The sequence below is a fragment of the Streptomyces sp. Ncost-T10-10d genome, from assembly GCF_900091955.1.
Taxonomy (GTDB): Bacteria; Actinomycetota; Actinomycetes; order Streptomycetales; family Streptomycetaceae; genus Streptomyces.
In genome coordinates this window covers 42,949-59,071 of the sequence record NZ_FMDF01000048.1, presented here as the reverse complement: position 1 = coordinate 59,071, position 16,123 = coordinate 42,949, and the positions used below count along the sequence as shown (strand labels likewise).

At 70.1% G+C, this 16,123-nt stretch carries 12 protein-coding genes and 1 pseudogene; 9 read left to right on the top strand and 4 right to left on the bottom strand.

Going from position 1 to position 16,123, the window contains the following annotated elements; genetic code table 11:
* Positions 1-37: 37 nt before the first annotated feature.
* Both GA0115254_RS06265 and GA0115254_RS06260 read right to left on the bottom strand, forming a co-directional pair.
* Positions 38-1,309: an FAD-dependent oxidoreductase gene (locus tag GA0115254_RS06265; RefSeq protein ID WP_093894280.1), complete on the bottom strand. Its 1,272-nt coding sequence runs from the start codon at positions 1,307-1,309 to the stop codon at positions 38-40.
* Between the two features lie 289 nt (positions 1,310-1,598).
* Complete coding sequence (locus GA0115254_RS06260; RefSeq protein ID WP_093894279.1) at positions 1,599-1,997, bottom strand: DUF6221 family protein; 399 nt, start codon at positions 1,995-1,997, stop codon at positions 1,599-1,601.
* Between the two features lie 270 nt (positions 1,998-2,267).
* Between GA0115254_RS06260 and GA0115254_RS06255 the strand changes: the two genes are divergently transcribed.
* From GA0115254_RS06255 to GA0115254_RS06245, 3 genes are all read left to right on the top strand, one after another.
* The gene (locus GA0115254_RS06255) at positions 2,268-3,512 is read left to right on the top strand and encodes a winged helix-turn-helix domain-containing protein (protein WP_093894278.1); all 1,245 of its coding nucleotides are present in this window, start codon (positions 2,268-2,270) and stop codon (positions 3,510-3,512) included.
* Between the two features lie 198 nt (positions 3,513-3,710).
* The gene (locus GA0115254_RS06250) at positions 3,711-4,466 is read left to right on the top strand and encodes a dienelactone hydrolase family protein (RefSeq protein ID WP_093894277.1); all 756 of its coding nucleotides are present in this window, start codon (positions 3,711-3,713) and stop codon (positions 4,464-4,466) included.
* Between the two features lie 146 nt (positions 4,467-4,612).
* Entirely contained in the window at positions 4,613-6,490 is a 1,878-nt protein-coding gene (locus GA0115254_RS06245; RefSeq protein WP_093894276.1) for a transketolase, read from the top strand.
* Between the two features lie 44 nt (positions 6,491-6,534).
* Here the strand turns inward: GA0115254_RS06245 and GA0115254_RS45675 are convergent.
* Positions 6,535-7,013: pseudogene (locus tag GA0115254_RS45675) on the bottom strand (peptidoglycan-binding protein); the annotation flags it as partial.
* A gap of 200 nt (positions 7,014-7,213) precedes the next feature.
* On the opposite strand from GA0115254_RS45675, the gene GA0115254_RS06235 reads away from it, so the two are divergent.
* Complete coding sequence (locus GA0115254_RS06235) at positions 7,214-8,176, top strand: aldo/keto reductase (protein WP_093894275.1); 963 nt, start codon at positions 7,214-7,216, stop codon at positions 8,174-8,176.
* Between the two features lie 146 nt (positions 8,177-8,322).
* On the opposite strand, the gene GA0115254_RS06230 is transcribed toward GA0115254_RS06235, so the two are convergent.
* Positions 8,323-9,213 carry a fumarylacetoacetate hydrolase family protein gene (locus tag GA0115254_RS06230; RefSeq protein WP_093894274.1) on the bottom strand — a complete coding sequence of 297 codons (891 nt, stop codon included), beginning with the start codon at positions 9,211-9,213 and terminating at the stop codon, positions 8,323-8,325.
* A 147-nt stretch (positions 9,214-9,360) separates the two neighbouring features.
* Here GA0115254_RS06230 and GA0115254_RS06225 point away from each other — a divergent pair, with 147 nt between their 5' ends.
* From GA0115254_RS06225 to GA0115254_RS45665, 5 genes are all read left to right on the top strand, one after another.
* A complete protein-coding gene (locus GA0115254_RS06225; protein WP_093894273.1) occupies positions 9,361-9,927 on the top strand; it encodes a TetR/AcrR family transcriptional regulator in 567 nt (188 codons plus the stop codon).
* Positions 9,928-10,024: 97 nt separating this feature from the next.
* Entirely contained in the window at positions 10,025-10,540 is a 516-nt protein-coding gene (locus GA0115254_RS06220) for a VOC family protein (RefSeq protein WP_093894272.1), read from the top strand.
* Positions 10,537-12,201, top strand: coding sequence for an FAD-dependent monooxygenase (locus GA0115254_RS06215; RefSeq protein WP_093894271.1), 1,665 nt, complete (start codon positions 10,537-10,539; stop codon positions 12,199-12,201). The genes GA0115254_RS06220 and GA0115254_RS06215 overlap by 4 nt, the downstream gene beginning before the upstream one ends.
* A 360-nt stretch (positions 12,202-12,561) precedes the next feature.
* Positions 12,562-13,995: a hypothetical protein gene (locus GA0115254_RS45670; RefSeq protein WP_256102421.1), complete on the top strand. Its 1,434-nt coding sequence runs from the start codon at positions 12,562-12,564 to the stop codon at positions 13,993-13,995.
* A complete protein-coding gene (locus GA0115254_RS45665) occupies positions 13,968-16,103 on the top strand; it encodes an indolepyruvate ferredoxin oxidoreductase family protein (RefSeq protein ID WP_256102420.1) in 2,136 nt (711 codons plus the stop codon). Before GA0115254_RS45670 ends, GA0115254_RS45665 begins: the two co-directional genes overlap by 28 nt.
* The last annotated feature ends 20 nt before the right edge of the window (positions 16,104-16,123 follow it).

Sequence of the window (16,123 nt, the reverse complement as noted above, 5' to 3'; positions counted from 1 at the left end):
TAACGGGCCATGGCAGGTGGCCGCGTGGCGGGCGGGTTCAGCGCACTGATGCGGCCGGCGGGCGCTCGCGCAGGGCGCCGTAGGCGAGGAAGTACGCCGGCAGGCGGTTCAGCCACCGTGAGGTCGTGATGAGCTCGCTCAGCCGCTGGGCGCGCTTCGGGTCGCCGAACGCCGGGCGGCCCGACAGGACCGGTTCGATGACGTTCGTGTGGGCGAAGCGCTGAAGGGCCTGCGTCGCGGCGGTAGTGGGCCAGCGGCGGCGCTGGACACGGCGTACGGTCCGCAGGCCGACCGCGCCCGCGCGCAGCGGTTCGACGAGATACCGGGCGGCGGCCACCGCGTCCTCGACAGCGAGGTTGATGCCGATGCCGAAGACCGGTGACATCGCGTGTGCCGCGTCGCCGATGCACAGCAGTCCCGGGCGGTGCCAGCGCCGTAGGCGGTCGAGCCGTACATCGAGCAGCTTCACGTCGTCCCACGACCCGAGCGCGTGCGCCCGGTCCGCAAGCCAGGGGACAGCGGCCGTGAATTCGCCCATGAACCGGTCGAGGCCGGCGGCGCGGCGCTGGGCGTTGGTTCCCTTGGGGATCAGTGCGGCGCACTGCCAGTAGTCCCCGCGGTCGATCATGGCGGTGAGGAACCGGCCGCCGGCGCCGCCCACGAGCCCGTGCGGGTCGCCCTCCCGCCGCGGCAGCCGGAACCACCAGGCGTCCATCGGGCAGGCGAACGTCCGCAGTCCCAGTTCGGGCAGCGACCTGGCCAGCGAACCCCGGCCGTCGCAGGCCACGGTGAGGGTGGCCCGCAGCTCACCGGTACGGCCGTCCGACGTGCGGTACCGGACACCCGTGACCCTCCCCCGAGCTCTCGGCTTCGCTCGACCAGCGGGGACCCCCGTGCGCTCCATCAGGAAAGAGGTCGCCTCGGTGTTCATTCGCACGGAGAACGACGGCTCCCGCCCGGCCTCGTCCACGAGGAGGTTGAGCAGATCCCACTGGGGCACCATCGCGATGTAGTTGTACTTGCCCCGTAGCGCGCCGATGTCTCCGACGGTGACCAGCGAACGGTCCGGGCCGAGCGGCAGCTGTACCGACGTCACCCGCCGCTGCGGCAATCGGCCGAACTGCCCGGCCAGCCCGAGGTCCTCCAGCAGCGCCAGGGTGGACGGATGCACGGTGTCACCGCGGAAGTCGCGCAGGAAGTCGCCGTGCTTCTCCAGGACCGTGACCGCCACCCCCGCCCGGGCCAGCAACAGCCCGAGCACCATTCCGGCGGGGCCACCGCCCACCACACAGCATGTGGTCCGCTCCATGGCAACCGCTCCTTTCGGTGAATCCCCGGATCAGCGACATGGCGATATATACCCCCGGTTCTGAATAAGTTCGCACACGATCGGCGCGCGCGGCGACGACCTGATGGACGAGGCGCTCGGCGACCTGCCGGGCGTGCCGGGCGACGGTGTACGGGATCGGGGGGACAAGGGCGGCAAGGAAGCAGGGCGCCGGACGCCGCCGGGCGCCCGGGCGGTGTCCGGAAGGGCCGGCAACCCGGAGGCGGAGGGGCGCAGTCGTTCCCCTGCGCCCCATGGCAGTGGCCTGGCGCTAATGGATGAACCGCGGCAGCCACTTGGCCCGGTAGTCGGGGTGGCCGGCATGCTCTGCGGCCATTTGCCGGACGGCGAAACCGAGCCCGACGGCGCGGCCGGACGGGAAGTCGTGGTCGGGGCGGTCGGTGTCCTTGTCGGCGATCTCCGCGTACTCGTTGAGAAGAACTCTGCTCGTTTCGATGCGGCGGCGTGTGCGCGCAGGGTCCTGGAAGGCGATGTGCTGGTCGAAGCCGAGATTCCGCACGCTGAACGCGATGGCGCCGGACCGGTCGTGCACTTCGCCGGGCACGTCGGCCGGGCACCGCCAGCTGTCGCCGCCTGCCGCTTGCGCAATCTGTTCTTCCTCAGCAAGACGCGCCCGAACGAAGTCGATCATGTCGGAGTTGTCCGTCATCGGTCTTTCGAATCCTTCACCGTCATGGCTCCCCACCGGAGACCGCCCCTGCTGTCCGTGCCAGGTCTGTCGGTTCACCGAGGATGTCGGACGACGATACCGAGTCGAAAGTCCGGCAGCCCGGGGACACCACCTGTAGTGCGCCCGACTCGGTGCCGAGATGACCGGGACCACTGTCGCCCCATGGGTACACCGACTGGCCGGACACCGTAGGGTGGGCCGTCCGACGGCTCGCCCACGGGCTCAGGTGACGGAGCAAGGAGTCCCACGATGCCCACGCCCCAGCGGCTCCTGACGGTCAGTCAGGCGGATGCACGCCGTCTGGCCCTCTCGCGGCAGCACCTGGCCGGCCCTCGACCGCCGGCGGACGCGGCGAGCCTGCGCACCGTTCTCCGGGCACTGCGCTATGTGCAACTGGACCCCGTCAACGTCGTGGCGCCGAGCCATGAGCTGGTCCTGTGGAGCCGCCTCGGACCACGGGCCGGCTCTCTCTTCTCCGGCCTGTGGTGGCAGGACCGGTGGCTGTTCGAGTACTGGGCGCACGCCGCGGCCGTGGTACTCACCGAAGACTACCCGATACACCGGGTTTCGATGGACGCATATCCTCCGCCGAACCTGTCGTACACCGCGAAGTGGATGGCCGCCAACGACCGGCTTCGCGAGCACGTGCTGCATCGGCTCGGCGAAGGCGCACCCCTGCCCACCGATGCGTTCGAGGACTGCGCGGTGGTCGACTGGGCCTCGACCGGATGGACAGCCGGCCGCAATGTCGAGCGGATGCTGACGTTCCTCTGGCTCCAGGGCCGGATCATGGTGGCCGGCCGCGCTGCGGGGCAGCGGTTGTGGGGGCTTCCCGGCGCCTGCCTGCCGGCCGGCGCCGACCGGCCGGCGGTGTCGTCGGCCGAGATGGTGTCCATGGCCACGGAGCACACCCTGCGCGCCCTCGGGGTCGCCCGCCCGCTGGACATCAAACAGTATTTTCTTCGCGGGAAGTACACCGGTCTGGCAGGCGTGCTCCGCACGCTGACGGAACAGGGCCGTGTCGTGCCGGTGCGGGTCGACGGTGGAGGTCCCCCGTCCGAGACGTGGTACGTGCATGCCGATGCACTGGGCGAACTGGAGGCGATCCGCGCAGGCCACTGGCAGGGGCGAACCGCGGTGCTGTCGCCGTTCGACAACCTGATCAACGACCGGCGCCTCACCGAACGGCTGTGGGGCTTCGCCTTCCGCAACGAGATGTACATACCGAAGGCCAAACGGCAGTACGGCTACTACCTGTTGCCGATCCTGCACGGCGACCGCCTGGTCGGCCGGGCCGCTCCTCGTTTCGACCGGAGTCGAGGAGTCCTGCTGATCGAGGGCCTGTACCTGGAGACCGGCATCAAGCCGACGGCGGTGCTGCGCCGGGCGGTCACCGGGCAACTCGACGAGCTGGCCGTCCACATCGGCGCCACCGGCATCGAGTACGGCGACACGGTGCCCGAGCGATGGCACCCCATGCTGCATCGGTCCTGAGCCGGGAACGGCTTCGAGACGTCGCCACGGTCGGCCACCCGGCGGCGGTGATGAAGTCTTCTGCACGGTTTCCCTGTCGACCCGACCGGCCAACCGGCCGAGCGGTCACTGACCGCTTACGATCACTGACTGCAACCGCAGCCCTTCGTTCCTCCGGCCCCGAGCGCGGAGGGACCGCAGGAGAAAAGAGAACCGCCCATGACCTCCGTGCGCGGAACATCCGTGGACATCCCCACACCGGACGGCACTGCCGACGCCTACCTGACCCATCCCGACGACGGAAGTCCTCACGCCGGGGTCCTGCTCTACATGGACGCCTTCGGACTCCGTCCTCACCTGAAGAAGATGGCCGATCGTCTTGCCGAAGCCGGCTACACCGTCCTGGTCCCCAACGTCTTCCACCGTCATGGGCGAGCGCCGGTGGTCGAGCTGCCCGACTTCATCGACCCGGCCCGACGCCCGGAGATCTTCGAGCGTCTCGGCCCGATCATGCAGTCACTGACACCCGATCTGGCGATGCGCGATGCCGCCGCCTACCTGGCCTGGCTGACAGACTGCCCCCTGGCCACCGACGGGCCGGTCGGTATCACGGGTTACTGCATGGGCGCCGGCCTTGCCCTGCGTACCGCCGGAACCTACCCGGAACGGGTCGCGGCCGTGGCCGGCTTCCATGGCGGGCGCCTGGCCACCGATGCTGCCGACAGCCCGCACCTTGTCGCCGACCGGATCACCGCGGAGCTGTACTTCGGCCATGCCGACCAGGACCCCTCGCTGCCCCCCGAGCAGATCAACCGCCTCGACGAGGCCCTCACCGCAGCGGGCGTGCGCCACCGCAGCGAGGTCTACCCCGGGGCGCACCACGGCTTCACCCAGGCAGACACCGCCGCCTACGACAGCACAGCGGACGAACGCCACTGGAAAGCACTGACGGCGCTCCTGGACCGCACCCTCTGACCGGCACGCCTTCAGATCGCGGCCACCGCACCACGGACATACGGTCGGCAAGGGCACAGGCGCCCCACGCAGCCTCTGCGCGCGGCCCGCGAGCCGGCAAGCCGTCGACGACCGGATCAGAACGCAGGACACGAGAGGAAGCCGCGATGTCGGTCGAGAACACCCCCACTGTCTCCCTCGGGCCCGACAGCGGCCTGGACCAGGTCTTCGAGCTGGCTCAGCAGCTGCGCGTGGACTCCGTTCGCGCCAGCACCGCCGTCGGCTCCGGCCACCCCACCTCCAGCCTGTCCGCCGCCGATCTGATGGCCGTCCTCATGACACGCCAGCTGCGCTACGACTGGCAGAACCCGAAGAACCCGGCCAACGACCACCTGATCTTCTCCAAGGGGCACGCCTCCCCCCTGCTGTACGCGATGTTCCTCGCCGCCGGTGCGATCGACGAAGAGGAACTGATGACCACCTACCGCCGCGACGGCGCCCGACTGCAGGGCCACCCCACTCCGGTCCTGCCCTGGGTGGATGCGGCCACCGGCTCCCTGGGCCAGGGCATCGCCTACGGTGTCGGCATCGCGCTCGCCGGACGGGACCTGGAGCACCAGCCGTACCGTGTGTGGGTGCTGTGCGGTGACAGCGAAATGACCGAAGGGTCGGTGTGGGAAGCTCTGGACAAGGCGGGTCGCCACCGGTTGGCCAACTTCGTCGCGATCATCGACGTCAACCGCCTCGGCCAGCGCGGCCCCACGGAGCTGGGCTGGGACACCGGTGCCTACGCCCGCCGTGCCGAAGCCTTCGGCTGTCGCGCCCTGGTCGTCGACGGCCATGACCTCGTGGCCGTCGAACAAGCCCTGGCCGCCGCGGACGACGGGCAGGCCCCCACCGTCATCGTCGCCAAGACCATCAAGGGTCAGGGCGTGTTCGAGGTCGCGGACGCCGAGGGCTGGCACGGCAAGGCACTGCCCGACGATCTCGCCGCACGCGCCATCACCGAACTGGGCGGCGTACGCCACCTCACCGTCCGCGGCCCCCAGCCGCCCGCCGCCACCCGCAGTGCCCCGGCCGCTCCCGTGGAGGTGACGCTGCCGCACTTCGAGGTCGGCGACACCGTCGCCACCCGCGTCGCCTTCGGCAAGGCGCTCGCCGCGATCGGCGCCCGGCCCGACATCGTGGCCCTGGACGCCGAGGTGGGCAACTCCACCCACGCGGAGGATTTCGGCAAGGCACATCCCGAGCGGTACTTCCAGATGTACATCGCCGAACAGCAGATGATCGCCGGCGCGGTCGGTATGGCCGCACGCGGCTACCGCCCCTATGCCACCACCTTCGCCGCCTTCCTCACCCGAGCCCATGACTTCATCCGTATGGCGGCCGTCTCCCAGATCTCCATGAGCCTGTGCGGGACCCACTGCGGTGTCGAGATCGGCGCGGACGGTCCCTCCCAGATGGGCCTGGAAGACATCGCCATGATGCGCGCCGTTCATGGCTCCACCGTGCTCTACCCCAGCGACGCCACATCCGCTGCCGCTCTGACCGCCGCAATGGCCTACCTGGACGGCATCTCCTACCTCCGTACCACCCGGGGCGCTTACCCCGTTCTCTACGCCCCCGACGAAACCTTCCCCGTGGGCGGGTCCAAGACCCTGCGCGCGAGCGACAGCGACAAGGTCACCCTCATCGGCGCCGGCGTCACCCTCCACGAATGCCTCGCCGCCGCCGACCAGCTCGCCGCCGAGAACATCCCCGTCCGGGTTGTCGACCTGTACTCCGTCAAGCCTCTGGACCTCGACATGCTCGCCCGCGCCGCCCAGGAAACCGGCGCACTGGTCGTCGTCGAGGACCACCACCCCGAAGGCGGTATGGGTGAGGCCGTGCTGTCCGCACTCGCCGCACAGCGGCTGGCCCCTGCAGTCGTCCACCTCGCCGTGCGCAACCTGCCGGGCTCCGGAACTCCGTCCGAACTCCTCGACAACGCAGGCATCTCACGCATCCACATCATCCGAACAGCCCAAGACCTCGCCGCTCGCTGAGAGCTGCCGCCGTCGGCGGCGGTCCGGCTGCCCGACCGCGACGCCGGCACCCTCGGCCTGTCCCAACCGGCCTTGCCCGGCACGCCGTCCGCGTCCTTGCCCCGGTAGCCGAGCTTGTGCTGCCACACCGCGCGGGACTTGCGGTCCGCGTCGGTCCACTCGGGCCGGGGCCCTCGTAACGGCCGCAGCCCTCCGCGACCAGGCGCTTGCCCAGGGCAGTTATCCGCTCGTCGTGGCGGCCGGCCGGGAAGAAGGCCGAGCCGGGGAACGGCTCGTACTCGGGCCGCGGCTCGGTCGGCGGTTCAGGGCTTCCGCCACCGCCCGGCTTGTGGCTCCGCAGGCGGTCGGCGATGCGGGAACGCATGCCGCCCATTGTGAAGCCGCGCGGGTCCTGCCTGCCCGGCTGCCACTCCCCGTGACCGATGACGGAACGCCCGCTCCAGCCATGGGTCCGGCAGATCACGGCCGAGACCTTCTCGATGGCCTCCTTCTGGGCCTCGGGCCAGGGCGTCGGCGCTTGCCCGCAGGCCTGTGAAAGCGGTCTTCCGCGGTTTCGGACGTCACACGATCCGGTGCGGAGCGCGCGGGCATCGCGGGCACCTGCACCTCCGCATTGACGCGGAAACCCGCCTGACCACGCCGCCCCGGTCGCCTATCGTCGTCGTGATTCCTGCCGGAGGCCTCGGCCCGTCCAGGGCGAGGACCATGACGTGGAGGGTGATTGTGCGCTATCGCGAGCTGGGACGCAGTGGAGTGTCCGTCTCCGAGATCGGTTACGGCGCCTGGGGCATCGGTGAGTCCGCCTGGGTGGGTGCCACGGAGGACGAATCCGTACGCGCCCTGCACCGGGCCATCGACCTCGGCGTGAACTTCGTCGACACCGCCCGCGGCTACGGGGAGAGCGAGCGAATCGTCGGCCGGGTCGTCCGCGAGCGGGCCGACGAGGTGCTCGTCGCCACCAAGGTGCCGCCGAGGAACGGAATGTGGCCGGCGCCCGACGGTCTGGACCCGGCCGAGACGTTTCCGGGCGAGCACATCCGCGCAAGCCTGGAGACCAGTCTGCGCATCAGCGGCCTGGACCATTTCGACGTAGTGCAGTTCCACGTCTGGAGCGATGACTGGGTCGGCCGAGGCGACTGGCTGGAGACGATCGCCGAACTGAAGCAGGAGGGGAAGATCCGCCTGTTCGGTGTCTCCATCAACGACCACCAGCCCCACAACGCGCTGGCCCTGGTACGCAGCGGTGCCGTGGACAGCGTGCAGGTCATCTACAACCTCTTCGACCAGGCGCCCGCCGACGCGCTGCTGCCCGCCTGTGAGGAGCACGGCGTCGGTGTCATCGTGCGGGTCGCGCTGGACGAGGGCGGCCTCACCGGCCGGATCACCGCCGGTACGACGTTCCCCGAGGGCGACTGGCGCAACCGCTACTTCCGCGACGACCGGCCGGCCCAGGTCGAACAGCGGGTGGCCGCGATCGTCGCCGACCTCGGCATCGCACCCGATGAGGTCGCTGAGAACGCGTTGCGGTTCGTACTGAGTTCGCCGGCGGTCTCCACCGTCATCCCCGGCATGCGCACCGTACGCAACGTCGAGCGCAACACGGCGGTGAGCGACGGGCGTGCGCTCACCGCCGACCAGCTCGCCCTGATGGCCAAGCACCGGTGGCAGCGCAACTTCTACTCCTGATCCACGCGCGTCGTTTCCGGGGGGGGGCAGGGCGGTACGCGGTTCAGTCCCGCCGCCCGCCCGGTTCGGTGCTGCCCGCATTGAGCGGTATCAGCCCGGTGACGCCGCCGTCGGGGAGGAGCGGCTCGTACGGTGTGTCCTGCCGGTCATGCGCCCGTGCTCCCGTCCTCGGGGGCGGTCGTCACGCGGTTGCGGAGCGTGCCGATGTTTTCGACCTCGACCTCGACGACATCGCCCGGGCGCAGATGGCGACCGGAGAAGACGCCGGCGCCGCGCGGTGTTCCCGTGAGGATCACGTCTCCGGGTTCGAGGGTCTGGTAGCGGGAGAGGTAGGAGATCAGCCCGGCCACGCCGTGGATGAAGCTGCTGGTGCGGTCGTCCTGGCGTACGTCACCGTTGACCAGGGTGCGCAGCCTCAGGTCGAGTGGGTCGGCGAACTCGTCCGGGGTGACCAGGCAGGGGCCGAGCGGCTTGAAGGTGTCGAAGCTCTTGGCCACGCCGATGGACGCGGTCGGATCGCCCGACATGGCGCGCTGCTGGATATCGCGCGCGGAGACATCGTTGGCGATGGTCAGGCCGGCGAGATGGCTCTCCGCATCGGCGGCGCAGACGGCGCTCGCGGGCCTGCCGATCACGGCGGCCACCTCGCCCTCGTAGTCGACCTGGCCGGCCGCGACGGCCGGCAGGCGGATGTCCGCGCCCGGGGCGGTGACCGCGGATCCGGCGACCACCTGGAAATTCGGCTCCGTCGGCAGGGTGATGCCGGGCCGCCCCATCGCGGCGAACATCTCCAGCGCCTCCTCGGCGTGGCTGCGGTAGTTGAGGCCGACGATCAGGATCTTCCCGGGCCGGGCAACGGGGGCGTGCACCCGGACCTCGTCGAGAGCGACCCGCCGGACGACCGTCGCCGCGCGCGCGGCGGCGATACCCGGTCCGTGCAGGAGGGCGCCCAGGTCGTCGAAGGGGAGGTCGAGTACGGAGAGCTCGCCGGGGCTCTCCTCCCTGGCGATGCCCAGGGCTGTGCTGTACAGGCGCATCACGGACTCCCGCGTGTTGAGGACACCTTCTCTTGGTCATGAGTCAAGAGTGTTCTTGTTCCGGAGTCAAGAGTTCATCGGCTGCCGGGTCGGTGTTCCCCGATGCCGGGGATGGGGGCGAGGGTGCGCCGCCTAGGCTTGGTTGCTATGCCACGGAACCGTCAGCAGATCCCGAAAGCCGAGCGCGAGGCCGTCCTGGTCGACAGTGCCTGGGAGCTCTTCGCCGTCCAGGGGTACAAGGGGACCAGTCTGGCCGAGGTCGGCAAGGCGGCCGGCGTTGCGGCCAATGCCGTGCGCTGGTACTTCCCGACCAAGGACGACCTGTTCGCCGCCGCCCTGGACCGCCTCTTCCTGCGTGAGCGGGAGCATGTCGAGGTGGACCCCGTGATCGGGGGTGATCCACGGCGGCAGCTGGTGACGTTCCTTGCCGACCTGGAGCCGTATCGCGGACTGCACCGGGAGGCGTACGACCGCATGGACGAGTCGCCGGCCCTCGCCGACGTCTACTCCCGTATGCGGGACTGGCTGGAGGGCCGCCTTCTGGCGGCCGTCGCGAGCCGGCTGTCCGAGGGGGCCGACATCGCACCCGTGGCGGACATGGCGCATGTGCTGTTCGAGGGGCTGCTGGTCAGTGCCCGGGAGTTGGACCGGCCGACCGAAGAGTTCATCGACCTCCTCATGGAGGCGCTGGTGGCCGTCGCGGCGACGCGCTGAACGCGATCTCTTGACTGCCATACAAGAGCTTGCCTAAGGTTCTCTTGTATGGCAGCCAAGAGGGCTGTCATGCCCTCGATGAGGAGGTCGCTGTCCCATGGCTTCTCCAGGCAAACTCGCCCACATCGTCCTGCGTACCGGCCGTCTGCCGGTCATGACCGAGTGGTACCTACGCGTTCTCGAAGGCCGCGTCACCTTTGCCAATGACGCCCTCGCCTTCCTGACCTACGACGACGAACACCACCGTGTCGCGCTGGTCGCCACCGGAGCGTCCGAGCGCCCGACGGACGCGCACACCGGTCTGCATCACGCGGCATTCACCTACGCCGCGATCGGCGATCTGCTCGGCACGTACCAACGGCTGAAGGGGGACGGCATCCTCCCCTTCTGGTGCATCAACCACGGTCCGACCACCTCGATGTACTTCGAGGATCCCGACGGCAATCACATCGAACTCCAGATCGATAACTTCGCCACCGAGGAAGCCCTCGACGAGTGGTTCCGGTCCGGAGCCTTCGAAGCCAATCCGATCGGCGTCGAGTTCGACCCCGACGACCTGGTGCGCCGCTTCGATTCGGGCGAATCCTTCGCCGAACTGGTCAGGCGCTCATGACCGCCATCGACACCCCGGTCGTCATCATCGGAGCCGGCCCCGTGGGCCTGGCCACCGCGCTGGTACTGGGCCGGCATGGCGTCCGCAGCACGGTCTTCGAACAGTACGACGGGGTCAATCCGCACCCTCGGGCCCACGTCGTCAATACCCGGTCCATGGAACTGTTCCGCACCTGGGGCATCGCGGATGCCGTCCGCGCGGACGCGGTCGACCCGGTGCGGGCCGGCACGATCCTGTGGAAACAGACCCTCGCCGGGGAACCCCTGGGCCGGATCGACCTCGTCGAAGGGCCGGAGGACCAACTCCTGCGCCGGGTCCACGCCTCCGCCGAGAAGCTCACCTCCTGCGCCCAGGACCGTGTGCAGCGGCACCTCCTCGACGCCGTCCTCGCCCAGGGCATGGCCACCGTCCACTACAGCACCCCCGTCGTGGAGGTGACGGACCATGGCGATTCGGTCGACGTCACCGTGGAAGGCGTGGGCAAGCGGCAGATCCTGCGCACCCGTTATGCCGTGGCGGCGGACGGGGCGACCGGGGGCACGCGCGACAAGCTCGGCATCGCGATGGACGGCTCTCCGGTCCTCGGCCACCAGCTGAACATCTACTTCCACGCCGACCTGTCCCCATGGACGGGGCAGGATCCCGCCCTGCTGATCTGGCTGATCAACAGCGCCTCCCCGGGGCTCCTCATCGGGATGGACGGCGTTCGCCGGTGGACCTTCCAGCGGAGCTTCGACCCGGCTGCCGAATCGCCGCGGGACTACCCGCCCGAACGGTGCGCCCAGATCATCCGGGACGCCGTCGGAACCACCGAACTCGACGTGGACATCCGCTCCGTGGGGCCGTGGACCATGACGGCCAGGACCGCCGAGACCTACCGCAGCGGCCGTGTCCTCCTCGTCGGCGACGCGGCGCACCAGTTCCCGCCGACAGGCGGCCTGGGCATGAACAGCGGCCTCGCCGACGCGGACAACCTCGGCTGGAAACTCGCCGCCGTGCTGGCGGGCTGCGCCTCCGACGCCCTGCTCGACAGTTACGAGCGTGAACGGCGCCCGGTCGCCGTCGACCATGCTCGCCACAGCGTGCTCAACGCCATGAGAATGGCCGAGGTCGGCATAGGGCCCGAGACGGCCGGCATCGCGGCACGCCTCGAAAGCCCGGACCCGTCGGTCGCCGCGGCGGAACGCAGGCGGATCGCCGAAGCCGTTCCTCTGCAGCGCCCGCACTTCGACGCGCTCAACCAGGAGATCGGATACATCTACGGGGCGAGCCGACACGCCGTCGGAGCCCCGCTCTCGGCCACCGACTACACACCGACTGCCGTCCGCGGCGCGCGACTTCCGCACGCTTGGGTCGAACGTGACGAGGAACGGGTGTCGACGCACGACCTCCTCATGCCGGGCTTCACCCTCATCACTGGGCCCGAGGGAGCCGCCTGGGCCGATGCCTTCGCGGAGACCGGGGAAGGCGTGGCCAAACAGACCGTCGTGATCGGCCGGGATGTCACCAGCCCGGACGGCTACTGTCCGAAACTGCTCAGGATCGGTGAGGACGGAGCACTCCTCGTCCGACCGGACGGCCACATCGCGTGGCACAGCGCCGAGGGATCAACCCCTGCGTCCGCGCTCGCCGCCCTGCTCGACGCGGGCGGGCCCTCCTAGGGCCGGTTCGGTCCGCTCCGAAAGACAGGCGCTGTTGCGGCGCGGACCGCGAGCGGAGCGCCGGGCCGCGAGCCCGGCGCTCCCGGCCCCCGCCCGGAGTCTCTTCGCCGCAGCCTTCCGGCCCGGAAGGCCGAGTTCGGTCGCCGGGTCTGCCACACCTGCCCCACGGATGCCTCGGCTCCGGCCGACGCCGACCGGTATCGACCAGCGCCGACCTGTGCCGGCCGACGCCCGCCGTCCCGCCCCACACATCGCGGCTGCGCCCTGCCGACACGGCCGCCTCGGCCGCCGCCCCCCTCGTACGGGACCGACTCCTCGCCCGCCCCGACAACCACAGATGCCCCCGGAGGAAACACAGTGGTGACCCCTCAGAAAGCAACCGGCCCCCGTCCCACGCTTCAGGACCGATACGTGCGCGAGGAGGGCACCCTCCACCTCACGGGCATCCAGGCGCTCGCCCGTCTGCCGCTCGACATCCGCCGCGCCGACCGTCGCGAGGGCCGCAGCACCGCGGGATTCATCTCCGGATACGAGGGCTCGCCGCTCGCCGGATACGACATGGAGCTCGCCCGTTGCCGCCCCCTTCTCGACGAGTACGACATCGTCTTCCGCCCCGGCGTCAACGAGGAACTCGCGGCGACGGCCGTCCAGGGCACCCAACTCGCCGCAGCGCAGCCGGACAAGCGCGTCGACGGCATCACCGCGATCTGGTACGGCAAGTCCCCGGGCCTCGACCGCGCCTCGGACGCCATCCGGCACAACAACCTGATGGGCACCCACCCCGACGGCGGTGCACTCGCCCTGGTCGGCGACGACCCCGCCGCCAAGTCGTCGACCGTGCCCGGCGCCTCCGAACTGCTCCTCGCCGACCTGGGCCTGCCCACGCTCTACCCGTCCGACCCGCAGGAAGCGCTCGACTTCGGACTGCACGGCGTGGCGATGTCCCGGGCAGCCGGCCTGTGGGTGGCGCTGAAAATCGTGACGGCGGTCGCGGACGGTTCCGGCACCGTCGACGTGAGCGCCGGACGGATCGCACCGGTCGTCCCGGACCTCACGGCCGACGGAGTGCCGTACCGCCACACCGTCGGCACCCGGATGCTGCAACCGGCCCTCGGCGACCTGGAACGCAGCCGGGACGGCGCCCGCCTCGAGATCGCCCGCCGCTACGCCCTCGCCAACAACCTCAACCGGATCACCAGGACGACCCCCGACGACCGCATAGGCATCGTCGCGGCAGGCAAGACGTTCCTCGACCTCCGCCAGGCCCTGCGCATCCTCGGACTCGACGAAACCGAACTGGAGCGCCGCGGTGTGCGCCTGCTGCACCTAGGCATGATCCATCCGCTGGAACCCACGATCGTCGAGCGGTTCGCGAGGGGGCTGCGGCACATTGTTGTCGTGGAGGAGAAGCGGCCGCTCATCGAGACCGCCCTCAAGGACCTGCTCTACGGGCGCGGCGACCAGCCGTCCGTCTCCGGCAAGCGCGCACCCGACGGTTCGGTCCTCTTCCCCCTCGACGGAGAACTCGACCCCGACACCGTCGCCGCCCGGCTTGCGCCCCGTCTGAACGCACTGGGTGAACTCCCCACCGTACAGAGCTGGTTGAACACCATTCGGGCGACGGCCCGGCGCAGGCCGCTGCCACTCCTGCCTGTGCTGAGCCGCACCCCCTACTTCTGTTCCGGCTGCCCCCACAACCTCTCGACCAAGGCACCCGAGGGCGCCGCCGTCGGGCGGGGATCGGCTGCCACGCCATGGTCACACTCATGGACCCTTCCCAGGCCGGGGACGTGATCGGCATGACCCAGATGGGAGGCGAGGGCGCCCAGTGGATCGGTATGCAGCCGTTCCTCGAACGCGACCACCTGATTCAGAATCTCGGCGACGGCACCTTCCACCACTCCGGAAGTCTCGCCATCCGGGCGGCGGTCTCGGCCGGGGTGAACGTCACGTACAAGCTGCTCCACAACTCGGCGGTGGCGATGACCGGCGGACAGCAGCCCGTCGGCGTCATGCCCGTGCCCGCGATCGCCCAAGGGCTGCTGGCGGAAGGTGTCGAGCGCATCATCGTTACGACCGAGGACGTCAAGCGCTACCGGAAGGCCACGCTTCCGAAGGGCGTGGCCGTCTGGCACCGCGACCGGCTGGCCGAGGCCCAGGAGGTGCTTGCCCGGACCCCCGGCGTGACCCTGCTCATCCACGACCAGGAATGCGCGACGGAACTCCGGCGCAAGCGCAAGCGTGGCCTTGTGCCCGAACCCACCGAGCGCGCGTTGATCAACGAGCGGCTGTGCGAGGGGTGCGGCGACTGCGGACAGCAGTCCAACTGCCTCTCCGTGCAGCCCGTCGACACCGAGTACGGCCGCAAGACCCGGATCGATCAGTCCTCCTGCAACAAGGACTACGCCTGTCTGGCGGGGGACTGCCCCTCCTTCCTCACCGTCGTCCCCGCCGGGGGAAAGACCGATTTCACTCCCGCCGCGATGCCGGACGGCACCGCGCTGCCCGATCCGGACCCCGTCGTACCGGCTTCCCACACCATCCGGATCACAGGCGTCGGAGGCTCCGGGGTGGTCACCCTCGCGCAGATCCTCAGCACCGCGGCCTCGCTCGCGGGCCTGCACGTCCGGGCCCTCGACCAGACCGGCATGGCCCAGAAGGGCGGCGCGGTCGTCTCCGACATCAAAATCACCAAGGAGGCGACGGAACAGGCCGGCAAGGCGGCCCGGGACGAGTGCGATCTCTACCTCGGCTGTGACCTGCTCGTCGCCGCGGAACCCGGACATCTGACGGCGGCCGCCCCGGCGCGAACGGTGGCGGTCGTCTCCACGGCAGAGGTCCCGACCGGACAGATGGTGATCGACCCCGAGGCGTCGTTCCCGCCTGCCGAACCTCTCAAGGAACGGATCAGGGCAGAGGCCAAGGACACGGTCTTCCTCGACGCGCGCCGACTCGCGAACGACCTGCTGGGCGAGGACCAGTTCGCCAATCTCCTGCTCACCGGCGTGGCCTACCAGACCGGCGGGCTGCCGCTGCCGGCCCACGCCATCGAGGAGGCGATCACCCTCAACGGCGTGAAGGCCGAAGCCAACATCAAGGCGTTCCGTCTCGGCCGCCAGGCCGTCGCCGCCCCCGGAGCCTTCGCCGACCTCCTGGAGGGGCGTGTCACCCCGGCGAAGTCGGGGCGTGGCCTGTCCGCCGAGGCCCGGCACACCCTCGAACTGGTCGGAGCCACCCCCGGGTCGGAGCTCGCCCGGCTCCTGGAGGTCCGCGTACCGGATCTCATCGCGTACCAGAACGCCGCCTACGCGACGAGGTACGCCCGTTTCGTCGCACAGGTCCGCCGGACCGAGTGCGAGCGTGTCCCCGGCTCGACCGCACTCACCGAGGCAGTGGCCAGGTACCTGCACAAGCTGATGGCGTACAAGGACGAGTACGAGGTGGCCCGGCTCTCCCTCGACCCCGAGGTGGAGCGAGAGGTGAAGGCCCGCTTCGGGGACGGCGCACGGATGTCCTACCGTCTCCACCCGCCCGTCCTGCGGGCACTCGGCATGAACCGCAAGATCGAACTCGGCCCCTGGTTCAAGCCGGTCTTCCGAGCCCTCGCCGCGATGCGCAGGCTCCGTGGCACGCGCCTGGACCCCTTCGGAGCGGCGCGCGTGCGGCGCACGGAACGGGCCCTGGTCGTCGAGTACGAGGCCACGATCACCGAGGTCTGCCGGAATCTCGACACGGACGCCCACGGCCTGGCCGTCGAGATCGCCTCACTGCCCGACATCGTGCGTGGCTACGAGGAGATCAAGATGGCATCCGTGACGCGGTACAGGACCCGGTCCGCGGAACTCGTCGGCCGGCTGTCCGCGGGCCGCGAACGCGCCGGTGCCGACACAGCGGCGTCCTGACAACCGAGTGGGTGACTGGA

Excerpts from the sequence above, each read along its gene's own strand:
- GA0115254_RS06265 (WP_093894280.1), bottom strand. The coding sequence starts at position 1,309 with ATGGAGCGGACCACATGCTGTGTGGTGGGCGGTGGCCCCGCCGGAATG.
- GA0115254_RS06260 (WP_093894279.1), bottom strand. The coding sequence starts at position 1,997 with ATGACGGACAACTCCGACATGATCGACTTCGTTCGGGCGCGTCTTGCT.
- GA0115254_RS06255 (WP_093894278.1), top strand. The coding sequence starts at position 2,268 with ATGCCCACGCCCCAGCGGCTCCTGACGGTCAGTCAGGCGGATGCACGC.
- GA0115254_RS06250 (WP_093894277.1), top strand. The coding sequence starts at position 3,711 with ATGACCTCCGTGCGCGGAACATCCGTGGACATCCCCACACCGGACGGC.
- GA0115254_RS06245 (WP_093894276.1), top strand. The coding sequence starts at position 4,613 with ATGTCGGTCGAGAACACCCCCACTGTCTCCCTCGGGCCCGACAGCGGC.
- GA0115254_RS06230 (WP_093894274.1), bottom strand. The coding sequence starts at position 9,213 with ATGCGCCTGTACAGCACAGCCCTGGGCATCGCCAGGGAGGAGAGCCCC.
- GA0115254_RS06225 (WP_093894273.1), top strand. The coding sequence starts at position 9,361 with ATGCCACGGAACCGTCAGCAGATCCCGAAAGCCGAGCGCGAGGCCGTC.
- GA0115254_RS06220 (WP_093894272.1), top strand. The coding sequence starts at position 10,025 with ATGGCTTCTCCAGGCAAACTCGCCCACATCGTCCTGCGTACCGGCCGT.
- GA0115254_RS06215 (WP_093894271.1), top strand. The coding sequence starts at position 10,537 with ATGACCGCCATCGACACCCCGGTCGTCATCATCGGAGCCGGCCCCGTG.
- GA0115254_RS45665 (WP_256102420.1), top strand. The coding sequence starts at position 13,968 with ATGGACCCTTCCCAGGCCGGGGACGTGATCGGCATGACCCAGATGGGA.